21 protein-coding genes are annotated in these 19933 nt (G+C 42.4%); 13 read left to right on the top strand and 8 right to left on the bottom strand.

Features of this window, described 5'->3' with window-relative positions; all coding sequences use genetic code 11:
* Positions 1 to 21: 21 nt before the first annotated feature.
* The 7 genes from ssbA to wrbA all read left to right on the top strand — a co-directional run bounded on the left by ssbA (position 22) and on the right by wrbA (position 5978).
* Entirely contained in the window at positions 22 to 564 is a 543-nt protein-coding gene (gene ssbA / locus NSS80_RS19840) for a single-stranded DNA-binding protein SsbA (RefSeq protein ID WP_342498389.1), read from the top strand.
* Between the two features lie 40 nt (positions 565 to 604).
* Complete coding sequence (rpsR, locus tag NSS80_RS19835; protein ID WP_008359105.1) at positions 605 to 844, top strand: 30S ribosomal protein S18; 240 nt, start codon at positions 605 to 607, stop codon at positions 842 to 844.
* Between the two features lie 203 nt (positions 845 to 1047).
* Positions 1048 to 2013, top strand: a complete 966-nt coding sequence (locus tag NSS80_RS19830) for an ABC transporter ATP-binding protein (RefSeq protein WP_041118478.1) — start codon at positions 1048 to 1050, stop codon at positions 2011 to 2013.
* Entirely contained in the window at positions 2006 to 3523 is a 1518-nt protein-coding gene (gene opuFB, locus NSS80_RS19825) for an osmoprotectant update ABC transporter permease/substrate-binding subunit OpuFB (RefSeq protein ID WP_025093672.1), read from the top strand. The genes NSS80_RS19830 and opuFB overlap by 8 nt, the downstream gene beginning before the upstream one ends.
* A 191-nt stretch (positions 3524 to 3714) precedes the next feature.
* The gene (locus NSS80_RS19820) at positions 3715 to 4686 is read left to right on the top strand and encodes a ring-cleaving dioxygenase (RefSeq protein WP_041118452.1); all 972 of its coding nucleotides are present in this window, start codon (positions 3715 to 3717) and stop codon (positions 4684 to 4686) included.
* Positions 4683 to 5291, top strand: a complete 609-nt coding sequence (locus NSS80_RS19815) for an alpha/beta hydrolase (protein WP_342498388.1) — start codon at positions 4683 to 4685, stop codon at positions 5289 to 5291. The genes NSS80_RS19820 and NSS80_RS19815 overlap by 4 nt, the downstream gene beginning before the upstream one ends.
* 72 nt (positions 5292 to 5363) lie before the next feature.
* Positions 5364 to 5978 (top strand): NAD(P)H:quinone oxidoreductase, encoded by a 615-nt coding sequence (gene wrbA, locus NSS80_RS19810; RefSeq protein WP_034283654.1) that lies wholly within the window; start codon positions 5364 to 5366, stop codon positions 5976 to 5978.
* Positions 5979 to 6027: 49 nt separating this feature from the next.
* On the opposite strand, the gene katX is transcribed toward wrbA, so the two are convergent.
* Entirely contained in the window at positions 6028 to 7617 is a 1590-nt protein-coding gene (gene katX / locus NSS80_RS19805; RefSeq protein WP_041118450.1) for a catalase KatX, read from the bottom strand.
* Between the two features lie 105 nt (positions 7618 to 7722).
* Between katX and NSS80_RS19800 the strand changes: the two genes are divergently transcribed.
* The 3 genes from NSS80_RS19800 to NSS80_RS19790 all read left to right on the top strand — a co-directional run bounded on the left by NSS80_RS19800 (position 7723) and on the right by NSS80_RS19790 (position 9883).
* Positions 7723 to 8382 (top strand): aspartate/glutamate racemase family protein, encoded by a 660-nt coding sequence (locus NSS80_RS19800; RefSeq protein ID WP_041118448.1) that lies wholly within the window; start codon positions 7723 to 7725, stop codon positions 8380 to 8382.
* 148 nt (positions 8383 to 8530) lie between these two features.
* Positions 8531 to 9025 (top strand): RNA polymerase sigma factor, encoded by a 495-nt coding sequence (locus NSS80_RS19795; protein WP_034283625.1) that lies wholly within the window; start codon positions 8531 to 8533, stop codon positions 9023 to 9025.
* Positions 9026 to 9883 (top strand): DUF3298 and DUF4163 domain-containing protein, encoded by an 858-nt coding sequence (locus NSS80_RS19790; RefSeq protein ID WP_034283623.1) that lies wholly within the window; start codon positions 9026 to 9028, stop codon positions 9881 to 9883.
* A 54-nt stretch (positions 9884 to 9937) separates the two neighbouring features.
* Here NSS80_RS19790 and NSS80_RS19785 read toward each other — a convergent pair whose 3' ends face one another.
* Positions 9938 to 10864 carry a manganese-dependent inorganic pyrophosphatase gene (locus NSS80_RS19785; protein ID WP_024424048.1) on the bottom strand — a complete coding sequence of 309 codons (927 nt, stop codon included), beginning with the start codon at positions 10862 to 10864 and terminating at the stop codon, positions 9938 to 9940.
* A 303-nt stretch (positions 10865 to 11167) separates the two neighbouring features.
* Here NSS80_RS19785 and NSS80_RS19780 point away from each other — a divergent pair, with 303 nt between their 5' ends.
* Genes NSS80_RS19780 through rplI form a run of 3 tightly spaced genes read left to right on the top strand, consistent with a single transcriptional unit; the run spans position 11168 to position 14562 of the window.
* Entirely contained in the window at positions 11168 to 12106 is a 939-nt protein-coding gene (locus tag NSS80_RS19780; protein ID WP_034283621.1) for a YybS family protein, read from the top strand.
* Positions 12107 to 12136: 30 nt separating this feature from the next.
* Positions 12137 to 14116, top strand: coding sequence for a DHH family phosphoesterase (locus NSS80_RS19775; RefSeq protein ID WP_041118447.1), 1980 nt, complete (start codon positions 12137 to 12139; stop codon positions 14114 to 14116).
* Positions 14113 to 14562 carry a 50S ribosomal protein L9 gene (gene rplI / locus NSS80_RS19770; protein WP_008359128.1) on the top strand — a complete coding sequence of 150 codons (450 nt, stop codon included), beginning with the start codon at positions 14113 to 14115 and terminating at the stop codon, positions 14560 to 14562. The genes NSS80_RS19775 and rplI overlap by 4 nt, the downstream gene beginning before the upstream one ends.
* Positions 14563 to 14602: 40 nt before the next feature.
* Here rplI and NSS80_RS19765 read toward each other — a convergent pair whose 3' ends face one another.
* The 6 genes from NSS80_RS19765 to NSS80_RS19740 all read right to left on the bottom strand — a co-directional run bounded on the left by NSS80_RS19765 (position 14603) and on the right by NSS80_RS19740 (position 19928).
* Positions 14603 to 15817 carry an MFS transporter gene (locus NSS80_RS19765; RefSeq protein WP_034283619.1) on the bottom strand — a complete coding sequence of 405 codons (1215 nt, stop codon included), beginning with the start codon at positions 15815 to 15817 and terminating at the stop codon, positions 14603 to 14605.
* A 22-nt stretch (positions 15818 to 15839) separates the two neighbouring features.
* Positions 15840 to 15986 carry a YycC family protein gene (locus NSS80_RS19760; RefSeq protein WP_064498621.1) on the bottom strand — a complete coding sequence of 49 codons (147 nt, stop codon included), beginning with the start codon at positions 15984 to 15986 and terminating at the stop codon, positions 15840 to 15842.
* A 72-nt stretch (positions 15987 to 16058) separates the two neighbouring features.
* On the bottom strand, positions 16059 to 16793 hold the full coding sequence (locus NSS80_RS19755; protein WP_034283617.1) for an alpha/beta hydrolase-fold protein: 735 nt from the start codon (positions 16791 to 16793) through the stop codon (positions 16059 to 16061).
* A gap of 94 nt (positions 16794 to 16887) precedes the next feature.
* On the bottom strand, positions 16888 to 17853 hold the full coding sequence (locus NSS80_RS19750; RefSeq protein WP_034283615.1) for an iron-hydroxamate ABC transporter substrate-binding protein: 966 nt from the start codon (positions 17851 to 17853) through the stop codon (positions 16888 to 16890).
* 98 nt (positions 17854 to 17951) lie between these two features.
* Positions 17952 to 19577, bottom strand: a complete 1626-nt coding sequence (locus tag NSS80_RS19745; protein ID WP_211044100.1) for a helix-turn-helix domain-containing protein — start codon at positions 19575 to 19577, stop codon at positions 17952 to 17954.
* Between the two features lie 123 nt (positions 19578 to 19700).
* Positions 19701 to 19928 (bottom strand): MbtH family protein, encoded by a 228-nt coding sequence (locus NSS80_RS19740; RefSeq protein WP_211044099.1) that lies wholly within the window; start codon positions 19926 to 19928, stop codon positions 19701 to 19703.
* Between the last annotated feature and the right edge of the window lie 5 nt (positions 19929 to 19933).

Genomic DNA, 19933 nt, shown 5'->3' with positions numbered 1-19933 from the left:
ATTTAAAGGTGGTCTTTCAATATGCTAAACCGTGTTGTATTGGTCGGAAGACTAACAAAAGACCCTGAGCTTCGCTACACGCCTAATGGTGCGGCTGTAGCCACGTTTACTCTAGCTGTGAATCGTACGTTTACGAATCAATCTGGAGAGCGTGAAGCCGATTTCATTAACTGTGTTACTTGGAGAAGACAAGCCGAGAACGTGGCTAATTTCTTGAAAAAAGGAAGTCTTGCCGGTGTAGACGGTCGTTTGCAGACAAGAAACTATGAAAATCAGCAAGGACAGCGTGTCTTCGTGACAGAGGTTCAAGCTGAAAGTGTTCAATTTCTTGAGCCTAAGAGCGGCGGTGCTGGTTCAGGTGGATACAGCGGCGGTGGCAATAGCGGAGGCCAGTATTATGGCGGTAGCCAAAACGATCAGAATCCATTTGGAAATGAACCAAGTCAAAATCCATATGGCAATCAAAACAACCAAAATCGTAATCAGGGAAATAGCTTTAATGATGACCCATTTGAGAACGATGGTAAACCGATTGACATCTCCGATGATGATTTGCCATTCTAATTGATCTGAAAAAATGACTAAAGGAAAGGTGTGAAAACAAATGGCAGGTGGACGCAGAGGCGGTCGTGCGAAACGTCGTAAAGTATGTTTCTTTACTTCTAACGGTATCACGCACATCGATTACAAAGATGTTGATCTTCTTAGAAAGTTTGTTTCTGAACGTGGTAAAATTTTACCTCGTCGTGTAACAGGAACTAGCGCTAAGTATCAACGTAAATTGACTTTAGCGATCAAAAGATCACGTCAAATGGCATTACTTCCATACGTTACTGGTGAGTAAGTCGTTGACTTAAAAAGCGGAGAGCCCCGAGCTCTTCGCTTTTTTTATTTTCCTCACTGTGAATCTCATCTATTTTTGCTAGAGTTGTTTTTGACAGTCAACCTAGGGGAAGTATGTAAAAGTGACAGTTTATTCTATACAAATATGAGGTTGATCTGTCATATTGGTAGTCTAGAAAATAATTGCAGTCAGGGCGTGGGAAGATGATTGAATTTAATAAGGTATCGATGCAATTTTCTGATGAGCGCTATGCCGTTCAATCAGTTGATTTGGAGATTCAGCAAGGTGAGTTTTTTGTATTGATTGGACCTAGTGGCAGCGGGAAAACGACGACATTGAAAATGATCAATCGTCTCATTTCTTCTACAGAAGGTGAGATTTACATAAAGGGCCAAAAAATAAGTGATTATGATATGTATGAGCTGCGCTGGGATATCGGTTATGTTTTGCAGCAAATTGCGCTTTTTCCTCATATGACCATAGAAGAAAATATTGCTGTGGTGCCAGAGCTTAAACAATGGAGCCGGAATGAGACCAATCAGCGTGTCCATGAACTCATGTTGATGGTCGGGCTTGATCCTGCTATGTATCGGCATCGAAAGCCAGCAGAGCTCTCTGGTGGACAGCAGCAGCGTGTCGGTGTGGCACGTGCACTTGCAGCTGATCCTGAGATTGTCCTGATGGATGAACCTTTTAGTGCGTTAGATCCACTAACGAGGGAGAAATTGCAGGATGATCTGCTTGATTTGCAGCGCCGCATACAAAAAACCATTGTTTTTGTGACGCATGATATGCAGGAAGCTATGAAGCTGGGTGATCGGATTTGTGTGATGAATGAAGGAAAAGTAGTGCAGATCGGACGTCCTGAGGAATTGGTTCAACATCCAGCCAATGCCTTTGTAAAGGAGTTTGTTTCAGGGGCTGCCCGCCATGTGGGACATCAAGCTTTTGAGCTGGAAACATTGGCCCAACCGATGGCTCACGAAGCTCTTTTCCTCTATGAGGTGGTCTCAGCAGATGCCACACTGGATGAAGCCTTGTCTCTATTGGCAAAGCACGAGGAGTTGGCTGTTGAAAAGAATGGAGAGCGGATTGGACTAGTGAATCGTCAAGCAGTGATTCAGTATTTAGCTGATTCTCCTAAAGAGAGGGGCGAGTCACATGAATGATTGGACCCGTGTGTTATGGGAACGCAAAGAACAATTGGGACACGCCTTACTTGAGCATATTCAAATTTCTTTTATTGCTTTATTTTTAGCGATTTTGATTGCTATTCCATTAGGTATCTATTTAACGAGGGTTCCAAAGTTAGCGGAGTGGGTCATCGGGGTGACGGCCGTCTTACAAACGATTCCGTCGCTCGCACTTCTTGGCTTGTTGATTCCTCTAGTGGGGATTGGGCAAGTACCTGCGATTATTGCGCTTGTGGTCTATGCCCTACTCCCTATTTTAAGAAATACATATACAGGCATTCAGGAGGTTGATCCTTCTCTGAGAGAAGCGGCGCTTGCTATGGGGATGAATCATCGCAAACGGTTATTAAAGGTGGAGCTTCCTCTTGCCATGCCAGTCATCATGGCGGGTATTCGAACCGGGATGGTACTCATTGTGGGGACCGCCACCCTGGCAGCACTGATCGGGGCTGGGGGATTAGGAAGCTTAATCTTGCTGGGAATTGATCGAAATGATATGTCTCTCATTGTCATTGGTGCGATACCAGCTGCCTTACTCGCTCTATTATTTGATGTGGTGTTGCGTACCTTTGAGAAAATTTCCTTTAAAAAGACTGTGATCTCTGTGACTGTTTTTGCTCTGATTGCAGGAGCAGTTGTCGCTGCCCCCTCGCTGTTTCAGCAAGAAAAGAAAGAAATCACTATTGGCGGGAAGTTAGGATCAGAGCCTGAGATTTTGATCTCGATGTATAAGCTTTTAATTGAACAGGATACAGATATTCAAGTGAACCTGAAGCCCGGTCTTGGTAAGACGTCCTTTGTTTTCCAGGCTTTACGCTCTGGTGATATCGATATTTATCCTGAGTTTACGGGTACAGCGATTTCTGAATTCCTCAAAGAAACAGCAAAAAGCACAGATAAAAGAAAAGTGTATGAGCAAGCGCGGCGTGGATTGGAATCGTCCTTTCAGCTTCGCCTTCTTGAGCCCATGGCATACAACAATACGTATGCTTTAGCCGTGCCGCAGTCACTGGCTGATCAATATGAAGTGTCCAACATTTCAGATCTAGGTAAGATCAAAAACCGCATAAAAGCTGGATTCACCTTAGAGTTTTCTGATCGTCAGGATGGGTATCGAGGCATTCAAAAAGCCTATCAATTTTCCTTTGACGATGTTGTGACGATGGAGCCGAAGCTACGGTATCGAGCGATTCAAAAAGGAGATATCAATTTAGTCGATGCGTATTCGACAGACAGTGAATTGAGACAATACAAATTAAAGGTGCTTCATGATGATCAGCATGTTTTCCCGCCATATCAAGGAGCACCACTGCTCAGGCAGGAGACATTAACTGAATTCCCTGAGATTGAGACCTCTCTCAATAAGCTTGCGGGTCAAATTACAGACGAAGAGATGAGAGAAATGAATTATGAAGTCAATGTGAAGGGGAAGGATGCATTCCAGGTAGCGAAAGCCTATTTAAAAAAGAAAAAATTGCTGCAATAATCAAGGAAAAGCAGAGCTGTTTCATGCAAAACAGCTCTGCCTTTTTAAAAGAAAAACAAAAATCATTGACATTTACTTAAAAACATCATATCCTTAATTCGAGATAAATATATTTTTTTGATCTAATATCTCGAATTCGAGATAATATAAAGACGTCAGTAAAGACATAATGAATAGAGGCTTATTACTTCATGATTAGGAGGTCATTAGAAGTGAAAAAAACAGAAGGAATTCACCATATTACAGCTATTGTCGGTCATCCTCAGGAGAACGTTGATTTTTATGCAGGTGTTTTAGGACTTCGTCTCGTGAAGAAGACCGTAAATTTTGATGATCCGGGCACATACCATTTATATTTTGGAAATGAAGGCGGCTCTCCAGGGACCATTATTACGTTTTTCCCTTGGCCGGGGGCACAAAAAGGTCAAATTGGTGCAGGGCAAGTAGGCGTGACGACATATGTCGTACCGACAGGCGCTTTTTCTTTCTGGAAGGATCGTCTTGAGCAGTTTAATGTCTCTTATGAAATGGTTGAACGTTTTGGGGAAGCTTTTCTCTCATTTGAAGATCCACATGGCTTATTGATTGAGCTAGTAGAGCGTGCGGAAGGAAAGCAAAACGAGTGGACATTTAACGGTGTCACAGCAGATGTAGCGATTAAAGGATTTGGCGGAGCTGTTTTATTAACTTCGCAGCCGGAGCAAACAATGCAGCTGCTAGAGCAAACGATGGGACTTGAACGAGTCGGAGAAGAAGGAGACTATGTGAGATTCCGTTCGTTTGGTGAAATAGGCAATGTCATTGATGTGAACATCACACCTGTTCCACGAGGACGTATGGGTGTTGGAGTTGTGCACCATATTGCATGGAGAGCAACAGATGATCAGGATCAATTAGATTGGCAAAGACATATTGCACAAAGCGGGTATCAAGTGACACCTGTGCAAGATCGAAATTATTTTAATGCTATTTATTTTAGAGAGCTTGGCGGCATATTATTTGAGATTGCTACTGATCCTCCAGGGTTTGCACACGACGAATCAGTGGAAACAATGGGTGAAGCATTGAAACTGCCACCGCAATATGAGGCACAGCGCAGTCAGATTGAACAAATTGTACTGCCAATTGAAGTGAGAGAAGTTAAAGGGAAAGGAGATTCATGATGAAGCATCTTTTTCGAAAAGGAAAGAATGAACAAAGACCTGTCCTGTTATTACTGCATGGAACTGGCGGGACGGAAGAAGATTTATTGCCGCTTGCACAGATAATAGATCCTGATGCATCTGTTCTTAGTGTGAGAGGGAATGTATTAGAAAACGGCATGCCGCGTTTTTTCAGACGTTTGGCAGAGGGTGTATTTGATGAGCAGGATTTGATTGAGCGTACAGAGGAACTATATACATTTATCGGCGAAGCAGCTGATGAATATGGGTTTGATCGTCACAATGTGGTGGCTATCGGATATTCCAATGGGGCAAACATTGCTGGAAGCTTGTTGTTCCATTATGGGGATGCTTTAAAAGGAGCTATCCTGCATCATCCAATGGTTCCAAGACGCGGGGTTTCGTTGCCTTCATTAGCGGGGAAACAAGTCTTTATAGCAGCTGGTGAAAATGACCCAATGTGCCGTCCAGAGGAATCACAGGAGCTGGAGCAATTGCTCCAGGGTGCAGGCGCATCGGTTACACTTCATTGGGAAAATCGTGGACATCAGCTAACGAGAGAAGAAGTCGATGCTGCGGCTTTATGGTATCGTCGTCAATTTTAAATAAGGTGGGGAATACAGGTGGGATTTTTACAGAAGCTTTTTGGGCAAAACAAACAAAAGGAGCTGGAACAAATGGAAAACGTAAAATTAGCGATTATTTATTATAGTTCAACAGGTACAAACTATCAGATGGCGAAATGGGCTGAAGCTGGAGCAAAAGAAGCTGGTGCAGAGGTCAAAGTATTAAAGGTTGCTGAATTGGCACCAGAAGCAGTTGTCGCTTCAAATCCAGCATGGAAAGCACATTTAGACGAAACAAAGGATGTGCCAGAGGTTCAATTAAGTGATTTAGAGTGGGCAGATGCCATCATCTTTAGCATGCCGACACGTTTCGGTAACCTGCCAGCTCAAATGAAGCAGTTCTTAGATACGACAGGCGGCTTGTGGTTCCAAGGTAAATTGGCAAACAAAGCAGTGAGCGCGATGACTTCAGCTCAAAACGCAAATGGCGGACAGGAGCAGACGGTTCTCAGCCTATATACGACGATGTTCCACTGGGGAGCCATTATTGCCGCTCCTGGATACACAGATGATTCCTTATACGGTGCAGGGGGCAACCCTTATGGCGTAAGTGTCACTGTTGACCAAAATGGAAAAATCCAAGAGGATGCAGAAGCAGCTGTGAAACATCAGGCAAAACGTACAGTCAATGTAGCAGAATGGATCAAAAAAGGTCAAAACGCTTAATAGATGTAAATAAAAAGAATGCAGCCTCGCCGCTGCATTCTTTTTTTCATTAATAAGGATCTGATGGTGTGCTGTTGTTGATGGCATCGTCCACGGCTTCGGCAGCGCCTGTAGAGCCGATAGGTCCGCTTGGCTGCTCTTGTTTAAAGGCTTTTAAGCCGTCAGCGACACGCTTTCCGTAATCAGGGTCTGCTTTTGTAAAGTTTTCGATCATTTGGTCTTGAATGTCCTTTTGACATGTGGCAAGGGTGTTGACTAAGTTCTTAATCAGTTCCTCACGCTCCCAATCATTAAAACGGCGATATGTTTCTCCTGCTTGTCCAAAGTTGTTTGGACGGTCAATGGCTTCTCGTTTGACTTCACCCTCTACAAAAGGCGTATGATCCTTTCCATCCTGTTTGGCTTCTTTTAATCCCCCGAGGATCGACGGTTCATAATTCACATGGGGATTTTGGCCTTTGCCTTGATCGACATGGTATTCCATTTGTCCATCTCTTTGATTGGTGGCGACATGCTTTTTCGGTGCATTGATCGGCAGCTGTAAATAGTTTGGCCCTACACGATATCGCTGCGTGTCAGAGTAGGAGAAGGTGCGGCCTTGTAGCAATTTATCATCTGAGAAGTCCAAGCCGTCTACGAGTACACCAGTACCAAAGGCAACCTGTTCGACTTCTGAGAAATAGTTTTCTGGATTTTTGTTTAATACCATCCGTCCGATTGGTTTCCATGGATAGTCATCCTTGTACCAAAGCTTTGTCGGGTCTAGCGGGTCAAAATCGAGGTGAGGGTGGGCATCATCTTCCATGATCTGTGCATATACCTCCCATTCAGGATAATCTCCTTGCTCAATCGCTTCATATAAATCCTGTGTGGCATGGTTAAAATTTTCTCCCTGAATCGCTTGTGCCTGTTCTTGGGTCAGGTTGCGAATGCCTTGTTTCGGTTCAAAATGATATTTAACCAGCACGGCTTTTCCTTCATGGTTGACCCATTTGTACGCATGGACACCTGAGCCTTGCATGTGCCGGTATGTAGCTGGGATGCCCCATGGTGAAAAAAGAAATGTCACCATATGCGTCGCCTCAGGTGATTGTGAGACAAAATCAAAAATACGCTCGCCGTCCTGCCGATTCGTAACAGGATCTGGCTTAAAGGCATGAACCAAATCAGGGAACTTTAAAGCATCTCGGATAAAGAAAATCTTCAGGTTGTTCCCTACGAGATCCCAGTTGCCTTCCTCTGTATAAAATTTAATCGCAAACCCTCTCGGATCGCGTAATGTTTCTGGCGAATGACCGCCGTGAATCACAGAAGAAAAACGAACGAAAACAGGCGTCTTTTTCCCTTTTTCCTGAAATAATTTCGCTCTCGTATAGGTGGAGATGGGTTCATCACCAAATGTGCCGTAGGCTTCAAAATAACCGTGAGCTCCAGCACCGCGTGCATGAACGACACGTTCAGGGATGCGTTCACGATCAAAATGACTGATTTTCTCTAGGAAATCGTAGTTTTCAAGCGTAGTGGGTCCTCTATTCCCAACAGTTCTCATATTTTGATTGTCTGTTACGGGATGACCTTGCCGATTCGTTAACGTTTCTTCTGACTCTGAAGATGGTTTAGGCTGTTGATCTTCTTTCAATTCGAATCCCTCCTTCAATATCTCCCTAACAATATGGTCATGTTTCTCCCTATTTCATACAAGGATTGATATAATGATTGAAAACTTTCACGAGGAGCAAACCAGATGATTCGATTACACTGCCTTCACGCCCATCCGTCCAATCAGTCATATATAGAAGATGTTTTTGGTGATACAGATGTTGATTTGCATCACACAGTCGATTCATCATTTATAGAACGCGCCACTCAAGATCCTGCATTTGATCAATACAAGCAGCAAACGTATGCTATCAAAAGATTAAAGCAAGAAAGTGAAGCCGATCTCATTCTGCTCACGTGTACACAATACATTGCTGCTCTAGGTGATCAGCAGCACCTTTTCAAACAACCGATTGTTCCGATCGATGAACCGTTATTTGAGATGATTTGTGAGAAACAAGGGCCTCTTCAACTGGTGTTTTCCAACCCAGATACAGTGGAAGGGACGATGCAGCGGCTTGAATCATATGCCACAGAGCGGGGCAAACAGGTTGAAGTGGAATTGGTTGTGATGGAGGATGCCTTTCATCTCTGTCTAAACGGTGATATGCAAGCCTATGATGAACAAATCAAGGAGCAGCTGAGAAGATGTATGAAGCAAAAAGGGAAAGACATTTGTGTGATGCAGCTTTCGATGGTTCATGCGGCACAGGAGATGGAGCAGGAGACAGGCGTTCCTATCATTCATCCGCTTTCTTCACTAAAACAGTTTGTTCATCAAACAATATCCGCTTGGAAAGAGTGAACCCCTCAGGTTCGCTCTTTTTGTATAGGAACGTAAATGTGATGACATGTTAAAAAATAATCGAGCGCAAACTATTTTCAAAAGGTGCGCGTCTATCCAATGTAAGAAATAACAGATGCGCATTTAAGATAAAGGAGCTCTTTGTAAAATGAAGAAACGAAAAATAGACGATCAATTTGCGGATTACGTCATGGAACATAAACACAGTTTTTATCGGTTGTCCTATAGTTATGTCAAAAACCCAGAAGATGCTATGGATGTTGTTCAGGAGGCCATTCATAAAGCACTCAAATCTGTTCACCGATTAGAGGATGCGAGCAAAATGCATAGCTGGTTTTATAAAATCGTGGTGAACGCTGCCCTAGACTTTTTACGAAAGAAGAAACGGGTGCAGGTGACAGATGATGATACGCTTGAATTCTTATCTCAGGGCGAATCAGATGTATACGAGGATCAAGACGTCAAACGGGCTATAGAGGATTTGCCTGAGATGTATCGGGTCATCATTATATTGAGATTCTTTGAAGATTTAAAACTAGAGGACATCGCCCAGATTCTCGATGAAAATGAAAACACCATTAAAACAAGACTATATAAGGCGCTGCGGCTTTTAAAAGTAGAATTATCACAGGAGGAAATATAAATGGATAAGTATTTGGAACATTTAAAGGATGAATATTTAGAAATCCCTATTCCACCGGAATATGATGCGATGGTTGAACGAACGTTAAAAAGAAAAAATAAAAAACCTCATTTTCAGCAATGGACAATAGGACTTGTTGCGGCGGCAGCTCTTTTTGTCACAACGGTTAATGTCAGTCCACAGGCAGCAAGAGCGATTTCAGAGGTGCCTGTCATTGGCGAGCTGGTGAAAGTCGTAACGTTTACAGAATTTAAAAAGAGCGATCAAGGAACGAATATTGATCTTAAAACACCACACGTTTCAGGACTTGGGGACGGAACATTACAAGACAGCCTGAATCAAAAATATTTAGCTGAAAACAAAAAGCTGTATCAAGATTTTGAAAAGGAAACAAAGGGGTATAAAAATGGTCATTTAAGTGTTGAGAGCGGTTATGAAGTGAGAACGAACAATGATCAAATCCTTTCACTAGGCCGATACAAGGTGACGACTCAGGCTTCTGCGGCAGAGGAAATGACATATGATACGGTTGATAAGAAAAACCATGTCCTGATTACATTACCAAGCCTGTTTAAAGATGACCGTTATATTGATGTAATTAGTGAAAATATTAAAGAACAAATGAAGAAACAGATGAAAGAGGATTCAAACAAAATGTATTGGATTGGCAAGCAAGATATGGCGGAACCATTTAAGAAAATTAAGCCGGATCAAAACTTCTATATCAATTCAAAAGGAAAGCTTGTGATTTCCTTTAATGAATATGATGTGGCACCTGGCTACATGGGTGTTGTTGAATTCACGATTCCAACAAGCGTGCTAAAGGATGTTCTCGTTAGTGATATGTATATTCATTAAAAAGAATATAGACAAAAAAGACTGCTGAATGATTCAGCAGTCTTGTCGTGTTGATTAAGAAAGTGCGTCTGTCAGCGCAGGTACGACTTGTTTCTTTCTTGATACAACACCTTTTAGTAAAGCTGTGTTGTTTTCAAGCGTGACGTTAAATGCTTTTTCTACTTTTGCTGCTTCAGCACCGAGTGCAAGAGCAAGGGAGTCATTTTCTAAAATGTCTGTGATGACTAAAACAAATAGATCAAGACCTTTTGCTGCAATGACTTCATTGATTTTCGCTTCAATGTCAGCCTGTCTTGCTGTCACTTCAGCAATATCTACTGTATTGACTTGTGCAATTTCGACTTTGCTTTTGCCTAGTGCGAATTCTTTTGCATCAAGTGTAATTAATTCTTGAACCGTTTTTTGGCTTAGATCAGCGCCTGCTTTGAGCATATCTAGGCCGTAAACTTCTGGATCTACCCCTGCGATTTTTGCAAGCTCATGTGCAGCATCAATATCTTGCTGTGTGCATGTTGGGGATTTGAATAATAAGGAATCAGAAATGATCGCAGATAAAAGCAAACCAGCGATTTCTTTTTCAATCGTCACTTGGTTTTCTTTATACATTTTGTTTAAGATCGTTGCTGTACAGCCTACAGGCTCTGCACGATAGTAAAGAGGTTCACTTGTTTCAAAGTTGGCAATACGGTGGTGGTCAATGACCTCAGTTACTTGTACTTGATCAATATCGCTTACACTTTGCTGGAATTCGTTATGATCGACAAGAATGACTTGCTTTGTTTCATTTGCAGCCGTTTCAATGAAACGAGGTGCTTCTTGTTTAAAGAAATCTAATGCGTATTGTGTTTCTCCATTGATTTCTCCAAGTCTGACGGCTTCTGCCTGAACGCCGATTTTGTTTTTCAGATCAGCGTAAGCAATAGCAGAACAAATCGTGTCTGTGTCAGGATTTTTGTGTCCGAATACGAGTGTTTTTCCCATGTGAATTCTCCTTCTTACATTTATTGATGATGTTTCTATTCTAACAGCTTTTGACCTTGAATTCAGGGTTTATAGCTAAGAATAATCTAAAAAATTGTAACATGCTGTTTGAAAACTTGCATGTTCGGTTCCCTATCGGTGTTCCACGTGAAACGCTCCCAGGACAGCCTGCATTTTACTTGAGATTTACCGCTATGGTAAAATAAAGGTTGGGGCAAGACATGATGGAGCTGACATCATACGTATACATAGAAGTACACATTGAGCAAGATATAGACAAAAGGATTGGATAGAGGTGAAGGTGTGAAACAAACAAAAGCGTTAGTAGAGGGCGCAATCATGATGAGTATTTTTGCGGTCATGATGCTGTTTTATTTGTATGTGCCGCTTTTATCTATTATTTTCTTTCTAGCTGCTCCGATTCCGATCATCCTCTATACAATCAGACACGGCTTGAAAAAAGGAATTGCTGCTGGCGCTATTGGCATAGTGATCAGCTTTTTAATTGGGTCTATGGCTGGACTCATGAGTGCACCTATCTTAATTGCCGTCGGATTGGGCATGGGTGTTTTCTACAGCAGAAGGCAGCCTGGGAATGCCATCATTACAGGTGCGCTGCTTTATTTATTCAGTATTCTCATCTCCTTTGTTGTCAGTGTCCAGCTCTTTCAAATCGATATTATGAATATTGCGAAAGAGTCGATTGAGCAAATGATGCCGATGGTAGAGAGTGTTTTAAAGCAATCCGGGGCTTCTGAAAAGGACATAGCTAAACAGCTCAAACAGTTTAAAGAGATGCAGGATACGGCATTAAGTGCTTTACCTGTAGCGTTATTGATTTTGGTGACGCTGATGGCTTTTGTGAATCACTGGTTCGTGCGGCCTTTGCTCAAACGGTTTGTTTCAGACATGCCGTCCTTGAAGAAATTTAAGGATATGCGGCTGCCAAAAAGCATGGTATGGTATTATTTACTCACATTGCTTTTGATGCTGATTCAGACGGAAAAAGGCAGCTTTTTATGGCTCGTTCAAACGAGTGCGTTTCAAATTTTATTTATACTGGTGCTTATTCAGGGATTTTCTTTTCTCTTCTATTATTGCCACGAAAAAAACATCTCAAAAGCGGTACCCATTTTCGCTGTCGTGTTAACGGTTTTCTTTCCGCCAATCGGTGTGATTGTGCGAATTATAGGGATTGCTGACATAGGCTTTGATTTAAGAGAAAAAGTAAAAAACAAATAATTCACTCTGAATGTTGAGGAGTTGATATCAGTGCCAAGCTTCTATAGAAAACCTGTCATCAAGTATCCGATCTTCGCGTTAATTGTTCTTGCGGTGGTCACAGTCCTCCTCAACCTTTATTTCAATTGGATCATAGGAGCAGTTGGTCTTATCGTCCTTGCAGGTGTGCTCTACTTCTTAAAGTGGGCAGATACGCAAGTGCAGAAAGAGATTGATTCATATATTTCAACATTATCCTATCGAGTCAAAAAGGTTGGAGAAGAAGCATTAATGGAGATGCCAATTGGTATTATGCTGTTTAATGACCAGTATTATATCGAATGGACCAATCCGTTTCTCGCTTCGTGCTTTCATGAAAGCACACTTGTCGGCAGATCCTTGTACGATACATTCGAGTCTATTGTGCCTCTTATTAAACAAGAGGTCGAGACCGAAAATGTGACGCTGAATGACCGGAAATTCAAAGTCATTATTAAACGGTCAGAGCGCCTTTTATATTTCTTTGATGTCACGGAACAGGTGCAGATTGAACGACAGTACGAAAATGAACGAACGGTGTTATCTTATATCTTTTTAGACAACTACGACGATGTCACGCAGGGCCTTGATGATCAAGTGCGCAGCGCGATTAATAGTGAAGTGACGTCTTTGCTCAACAATTGGGCACAAGAATACGGTATTTTCCTGAAGAGAATTTCGTCTGAACGATTTATGGCGGTTCTAAATGAGAGCATTTTAGCTGAGCTTGAAGCGTCAAAATTCTCCATTTTAGACGAGGTCCGTGAGAAAACAGGGGCACATAGTGCGACGCTTACTCTAAGTATCGGGATCGGTGCGTCCGTTCCTTCCTTGAAAGAGCTTGGAGCACTTGCCCAGTCGAGTCTTGACCTTGCCCTCGGACGAGGCGGGGATCAGGTCGCCATTAAACAGCCGAATGGAAAAGTGAAATTCTACGGTGGAAAAACGAATCCAATGGAGAAACGGACACGCGTACGCGCACGGGTCATTTCTCATGCTTTAAAAGAAATTGTATCTGAAAGCGGTAATGTCATGATCATGGGGCATAAGTTCCCAGACATGGACTCGATCGGTGCATCCATTGGGATTTTAAAGGTCGCCCAGGCCAATGGAAAAGAAGGCTATATTGTCATTGATGCCAATCAGATTGGCGACAGTGTTCAACGCTTAATTAGTGAAATTAAAAATTATGAAGAGCTTTGGTCACGTTTTATCACCCCAGAGGAAGCAATGGAGCTTGCAAAGGATGACACATTGCTTGTCGTCGTAGACACACATAAACCGTCTCTCGTCATGGAGGAACGGCTGCTGAATAAGATTGAAAATGTCGTGGTCATTGACCATCATAGACGCGGCGAGGAATTTATCCGTGATCCTTTACTTGTTTATATGGAGCCGTATGCTTCATCTACAGCAGAGCTTGTGACAGAGCTTTTAGAGTATCAGCCGAAGAAATTACGGATTAACATGATTGAGGCGACTGCGCTTCTGGCTGGGATCATCGTTGATACGAAGAGTTTCTCCCTGAGAACGGGGTCAAGAACGTTCGATGCAGCATCCTACCTTCGTGCAAAGGGAGCAGATCCTGTCCTTGTGCAAAAGTTCTTAAAAGAAACCGTCGATCATTACATCAAACGAGCAAAACTCATTCAGCATACAGAACTGTATCAAAATCAGGTGGCCATTGCTTCATTGCCATCTGACAGGTCGGAGTATTATGATCAAATTACGATTGCCCAGACAGCGGATTCCCTGTTGTCAATGAGTGAGGTAGAAGCGTCATTTGCTGTCGCTAGACGAGATGACGACACAGTATGCATTAGTGCCAGATCATTAGGGGAAATCAACGTTCAAATTATTATGGAAGCATTAGACGGCGGCGGTCATCTGACTAACGCTGCTACCCAGATTTATGGTATAACCATTGAAGAAGCGGTAGGGAAATTAAAGGCTGCCATAGACGAATATTTCGAAGGAGGGGTTCAAAGATGAAAGTCATCTTTCTAAAAGACGTAAAAGGCAAAGGGAAAAAAGGCGAAGTCAAGAATGTAGCTGACGGATACGCGCACAACTTTCTCATCAAACAAGGGTTAGCTGTTGAAGCAACTCCAACGAACCTAAGCGCATTGGAAGGGCAGAAAAACAAAGAGAAAAAGAATGCCATCCAAGAGCTTGAACAAGCAAAACAATTAAAAGAAACACTTGAGGCGTTAACAGTGGAACTCACTGCAAAATCAGGTGAAGGCGGCCGTTTGTTTGGCTCGATTACAAGCAAACAAATCGCTGATAAATTGCAAAAAGATCATCAAATTAAACTCGATAAGCGTAAAATCGAGCTGAATGACGCCATCCGTGCATTAGGTTACACAAATGTACCGGTGAAGCTTCATCCAGAGGTACAAGCAACGTTAAAGGTACATGTGACAGAGCAGGCATAAGTAGAAAAGAACCCGTCTCACGAGGAGGCGGGTTCTTTTTTTATGAAGGATCTGAAATATAGACACTGCGTCCAGCACGCATACCGGATAAAAACATGAAAAATAGGATGATGATAAAGATGATAATCGCTGGTGTCCATGTATGTGTGGAATCAAAAAGGATACCAATCATGAACGGCCCAACAGCAGCTAATAAATAACCGAGAGACTGCGCCATTCCAGAGAGGGCAGCTGCTTGTTCCATATTGGTTGTACGTAAACCGATAAATGTGAGGGCAAGACTGATACTGGCCCCTTGTCCAATGCCGATCAATAGAACAGAGATGACAAGGATAGGCGTCGATCCTCCGAGGAGAAGTCCAATCATGCCGAGTAAATACACAAGGACAAGGCCGGCGACAAGCGGTCTTTGCGTTTTTAATTTTTCTGCAAAAACGGGCGTTAAGAAGGTGGATGGCAGCCCAACAAACTGCATAATGGACAGCATCCATCCAGCTGTCGACAGGTTCATTCCATGGGATGTTAAGATATCAGGAAACCATGCGATGCTGCTATAGAAAAGGAATGACTGCAACCCCATAAAAAAGGTCACCTGCCATGCAACACGTGAACGCCATATTGGCTGCTCTGTAAGAGAAATACTTTTGACGGCCGCTGTATTCTGATGAAGAAGCTGCGGCGCCCAAACCATCATGGCGAGAAGGGCAAGTCCAGCCCATACAAGGAATGATGTATTCCAGCCGCCAGGCATCGTATGACTGAGCGGAACACTGACACCTGAAGCAAGTGCAGCGAAGACGGACATTGAAGTCGTATATACACTTGTCATCAAGCCTGCATGTGCAGGAAATTTATGCTTCACAAGCCCCGGTAAGAGCACATTACAAATCGCAATTCCAACGCCGACCAGCGCTGTTCCAATCATTAAGAAGGTGATGGAGCCAAACGAGCGAATCACAATCCCAAAGAGAAGGACGGCAAGTCCAAGCCAGAGGGTTCGTTCATTGCCAAGTCGTTTTCCGATTTTAGGGGCAATTGGAGAAAGCAATGCGAATGAGAGCAGTGGTAATGTCGTAAGAAAACCCGCCAGTCCATTTGAAAGCTGTAAATCGGAACGAATCGCGCCGATAACAGGGCCAACGGATGTAATGGCAGGCCGAAGATTAAATGCAATAAGCAAAATCCCAGCAATCAGCAGGATGGTTTGTCCTGTACTGCGAGGATGTAATGTTGATTTTTCTAGTTGTTGTTCCATGAATGTAAACTCCTTTATTTCTTTAAGAAGAACGATCTTTCTTCTGTTCAAGCTCCGCTAATTTAGCTAATAAGATATGCTGCGGCATATGCATGATTTGTTCTAACGGTACATTGAGTGATGCAGCAAGCTTTTGTGCGGTATCGGCTGAGATTTGTAAAGGTCTCATGCGCAAATCCCTCCTCTTTCAATCTATACGTTCCAATATATCATATCGGCTTTGTGCCATGCTGATAAAAAATTAGCGTTCTCTTTGATAAAACCACTTTAGGGCCGATAAGAAATTTTTTTGAAATTGTTTCAGATGATGGCCCTCCCCTTGTTCGATGTGATATTGCAGCTGCCTTTCTTGCATCCCTTTCTGTAATAAAAGGTCATGCAGTTGTTTGTTGAATAAAGGCATGTGCTGTTGAGCAGATGTTTTGCCTTTCCCTTCTTCACTGCCTACAGACAAATAAATAAAGTGATCCACACACTGAATGCTTTGTTGTTTAGCAAACGGTAGAAAATCTTGATACCAAAATGACCCGGAGATCGATGCGATGTTTTTAAAAAGATCAGGGTGCATGAATAAAGTATATATAGCAAACAGCCCGCCTAATGAAGCACCTACGTGGCTATGTTCATGACAGGTCTCTTGAACTGGATATTCTCTTTTGATATATGGGAGTAAGTCATTCGCTAAAAATGACACATACGTCTGTGCCTCACCTTTAAAGTCAGGAAACCCAGATCGCAGTGATGACGCCTTCCATGGTGTATATTCGTCAAGTCGATTGAATGGGTGTATGCCGACAATGATGATTGGCGAGATGGTTTTGGTTTCGATCATTCTTTCGATCTCTAGCAGGTGTGTTCTAAACAAAGAAGAGCCATCTTGTACAAAGACAGCTGGAACATCAATAGAGGTGTCCTGTGGAAGGTAAATATCAAGCTGACGCCCATTAAACTCATCATATAGAAACGTTCCGTTCATGTGTATCCTCTCCTAAAGGTTTTCAACTGCGTTGAAAAGAAGACAAAGGGCTAAACAATTTAGCCCTTTGTCAAAAATCTGATTACACATCTGTTTAGTTGTTTTGATCTAACCATTTGACAGCCTTATCAAGGAAGGTTGTTTTGCTTAGTGCTGTTCCTCCTTGAAGCATAGGATCAACGGCATTTTCATTGATGTGCCCATTTTTCACAGCTTTTAGGCTTGTCCAAATTTTATTTTTCTCTAAGTCCTTCAATGCATTTGGATTCGATGAGTTTTCCTCTTTAGAGAACTGAACAAAAATATAGTCAGGATTGAGTTCGCCTAGGCGCTCCAATGAAATCAATGCTTGTGCTTTGGCTTTTTTGATATCACTTGGTGCTGTAAATCCTAAGTCCCCATATAAGGTCGAGTTGAAGTATACGTCTTCAGGGTAAACGTACAGGTCGCCCTGTCTAATGCGCAAAATGACAGCTGTTTTGTTGCTGCTTTTGTCTTTCAGGGTTTCTTTCGCTTGTTTGAGATCTTTCTGATAATCAGAAATGATGTTTTTCGCTTCTTTACTTTTTCCAGTCAGTTCACCGAGTAATAATAGATTGCTTTCCCAGTCAGAAGAGACATGGGATACTGGGATCGTCGTTTGGACTTTATCCAATTTTTTAATTGTTGCAGGCGGGAACTTGGTTGATCCGAGTATGACATCTGGTTTTAGTTTTAGGATTTTTTCTAGGTTCGGTTCTGTTTTTTCACCGATACCTTCTGTTTTCGCTGTGATGTCTTTAAATAATTCAGGGAATGTGCCGCCTACAGTAGAAGCACCAATAGGCTCGATACCAAGTAATTTTGCATCTTCCATTGATTCAAGGCTTCCAGCAATGACAATTCGTTTCACTGGTGTTTTGAGTTTGTACGTTTGATCTAAGTAGTTGATATTTGTTTCTGCTGTTTCAGCTGACTTGCTTTTGGTCGTGTTTGAAGCAGGTTTATTTTCTGCAGCACCACAGGCTGCTGCGGTGATCGTCATGATACAAAGGATAAGCAATGCGAACCATTTTTTCATTTGTTTTCTCCTTTAACTGATAATTGTTCTCAATTAAAGATTGTAGTAGTCTTTTGTCCTTTTATCCATAGACAATGATCTGTCAAATGATGGACTTTTTACGGAAAAAAAGATAAAAGGTCCTGAATGACTCGTTGATGACTGGCTGCTGTGTATTCACGCCAAGGGTCAGACGTAAGTGGATAGACGGCTTGCTGCGTCACAGCCTTGAGATTTTGCCAAGACTCCTGCTGCTTTAACTTTTGATAAAAAGCAATGGTTTTTGGCTCCTTATGCAGGAAGAGGAAGATGGCGTCTGGATCTAGCTGTTGTATAGAGCGAATGCTGATTTTCTTTTCTATTAGCTGGCCGTCATTCTGAAAAGCTGGCAGAAGGCCAATATCTTGAAAAATTACTTCTGACATGGTGCGATTCACAGACAAATAGAGCTGATCTTGAAAGATACGAAGAGGCAGGACGGTTTTTGGTGGATGATCAAAAAGGCATGCCTTTTTCGCTTGAATGACGAGTTCCTCGTAATGAATCAGCCATTCTTCTGCTTCGTTCGCTTCATTTAGGAACGTAGCTGTTTGTTTGAATTGAGTGCGCCAATCTAATTGTGTGAATGGAACAAAGTGAACAGGACAGATGGTTTTTAACACTTGTTTTTCTTCCTCTGTCACATGATCATTGGCAATGATCAGCTCAGGTTTTGTTTCTTTTAATAGTTGTAAATTGGCTTCAGCGTGCTCGTTGATCCGATGTGCACTCAGGTGAATCGGAATTTCTTCTGCATGATGCTCAAAATCATGTGCTGTCCACTTAGGGTGAAGAGGGGCAGCATATGGGATGATATGAATGGGTGTGAGCTGGCCGAGTATGGAATGGCCATAGGCTGCAATTTTCCGCTGACGGCTTTTCATATAAGTTGAAGGGGTTATGCCCGTTTTTTTCTTAAAGATGCGGCTGAAGTAATACGGATCTTGATAGCCGATTTCCAGTGCAATGTCTTTGAGCTTTGCGTTGCCTTTTGCCATTAATTGTTTGGCTCTAGCCATCCTTTTTTTGGTGATATAATCACTGACACTCACATCAAAATGCTTTTTAAATAGCTCGCTGTAATGATTGGCGCTGATGCCAGCCATATGAGATAGACTTGTCAGGCTGAGGGGTTCTTCGGAATGTTGATCGATATATTGTTTTGTTTTGAAAAGGGCATGTGCCGTGTCACAAATATCTTCTTTATGCAGTGTGAAAAGCTGCATAATGAGCTGCTGAAAAAGAGTTTGGCTTCTAAAAAAGTTAATGGATTCAGGTCTTTGCCATTCCTCTGTCATATCGGACAATAAAGAATGAATATGTTCAATCGAGCTAATATCGATAAATTGCCATTTATTCAGTAAAGAACGGGCATGTTCCGTTGATACTTCTCCTATGTTTTGATTTTGCAGCGTGTAGAGCTGAAAGCGAAACAGATAGAGCTCGTGTTTTTGATAAGGCTCTGTTTTTAACATAAATGTTTCCCCAGGCATGATTGTATAGAGGGTCAGATGTTTCAATCGCCATTTTTGATCGTTCAATGTGAGTAAACCGCTGCCGCTTATGCTGAAGAGGAGGCAGAATGTATCTGATAGCTGCTGCTCTGTATGTGGAAGCTCTGCATTATTTATTTTTTCAGTATATGTTAATCGGTAGATGAATTGTTCGGCATTTGCCAATGTACGTAATTGATTGTTGTTTCCCATAAAACCACCTGATCTCTTATTGATTGATAAACATTCTCAATTAAATTGTAGCAGAAAGAGCTGAAAGATGGTGATGTTTATTCTGTCAAAAAAGCACCCTGATGGAGATCAGGGTGCGGTGATTTATTCCGTTTTTCCATGTGCTAGCGCAGGTTCTTTTGTTAAGCTTAATGGCCGCAAGTCCTGCCAGTGTGTCTGGATATAATCGATGCAGGCATTTCTAGTGTCTTCACCAAAGACCTTTCCCCATCCATCTGGCACTGGTGCAAATGATGGCCAAAGTGAATGCTGTCCTTGTTCATTGACCAGCACAAGAAATACACCGTCTTCACGATCAAAGGGATTTGTCATTTGTC

The sequence above is a fragment of the Bacillus sp. FSL M8-0350 genome (assembly GCF_038593345.1).
Classification (GTDB): domain Bacteria; phylum Bacillota; class Bacilli; order Bacillales; family Bacillaceae; genus Bacillus; species Bacillus safensis.
The sequence above is the reverse complement of the archived record's forward strand: the minus strand, read 5'-3'. Positions and strand labels throughout refer to the sequence as shown.

What these genes read in the sequence shown, in the direction of transcription:
- NSS80_RS19785 (WP_024424048.1), bottom strand. Translation starts at nt 10,864, where the DNA reads ATGGGAAAAACACTCGTATTCGGACACAAAAATCCTGACACAGACACG.
- NSS80_RS19760 (WP_064498621.1), bottom strand. Translation starts at nt 15,986, where the DNA reads ATGAGACCTTTACAAATCTCAGCCGATACCGCACAAAAGCTTGCTGCA.
- rplI (WP_008359128.1), top strand. Translation starts at nt 14,113, where the DNA reads ATGAAAGTCATCTTTCTAAAAGACGTAAAAGGCAAAGGGAAAAAAGGC.
- ssbA (WP_342498389.1), top strand. Translation starts at nt 22, where the DNA reads ATGCTAAACCGTGTTGTATTGGTCGGAAGACTAACAAAAGACCCTGAG.
- NSS80_RS19765 (WP_034283619.1), bottom strand. Translation starts at nt 15,817, where the DNA reads ATGGAACAACAACTAGAAAAATCAACATTACATCCTCGCAGTACAGGA.
- NSS80_RS19815 (WP_342498388.1), top strand. Translation starts at nt 4,683, where the DNA reads ATGATGAAGCATCTTTTTCGAAAAGGAAAGAATGAACAAAGACCTGTC.
- rpsR (WP_008359105.1), top strand. Translation starts at nt 605, where the DNA reads ATGGCAGGTGGACGCAGAGGCGGTCGTGCGAAACGTCGTAAAGTATGT.
- NSS80_RS19800 (WP_041118448.1), top strand. Translation starts at nt 7,723, where the DNA reads ATGATTCGATTACACTGCCTTCACGCCCATCCGTCCAATCAGTCATAT.
- opuFB (WP_025093672.1), top strand. Translation starts at nt 2,006, where the DNA reads ATGAATGATTGGACCCGTGTGTTATGGGAACGCAAAGAACAATTGGGA.
- NSS80_RS19755 (WP_034283617.1), bottom strand. Translation starts at nt 16,793, where the DNA reads ATGAACGGAACGTTTCTATATGATGAGTTTAATGGGCGTCAGCTTGAT.
- NSS80_RS19745 (WP_211044100.1), bottom strand. Translation starts at nt 19,577, where the DNA reads ATGGGAAACAACAATCAATTACGTACATTGGCAAATGCCGAACAATTC.
- NSS80_RS19790 (WP_034283623.1), top strand. Translation starts at nt 9,026, where the DNA reads ATGGATAAGTATTTGGAACATTTAAAGGATGAATATTTAGAAATCCCT.
- NSS80_RS19740 (WP_211044099.1), bottom strand. Translation starts at nt 19,928, where the DNA reads ATGACAAATCCCTTTGATCGTGAAGACGGTGTATTTCTTGTGCTGGTC.
- NSS80_RS19795 (WP_034283625.1), top strand. Translation starts at nt 8,531, where the DNA reads ATGAAGAAACGAAAAATAGACGATCAATTTGCGGATTACGTCATGGAA.
- NSS80_RS19750 (WP_034283615.1), bottom strand. Translation starts at nt 17,853, where the DNA reads ATGAAAAAATGGTTCGCATTGCTTATCCTTTGTATCATGACGATCACC.
- NSS80_RS19830 (WP_041118478.1), top strand. Translation starts at nt 1,048, where the DNA reads ATGATTGAATTTAATAAGGTATCGATGCAATTTTCTGATGAGCGCTAT.
- NSS80_RS19820 (WP_041118452.1), top strand. Translation starts at nt 3,715, where the DNA reads ATGATTAGGAGGTCATTAGAAGTGAAAAAAACAGAAGGAATTCACCAT.
- wrbA (WP_034283654.1), top strand. Translation starts at nt 5,364, where the DNA reads ATGGAAAACGTAAAATTAGCGATTATTTATTATAGTTCAACAGGTACA.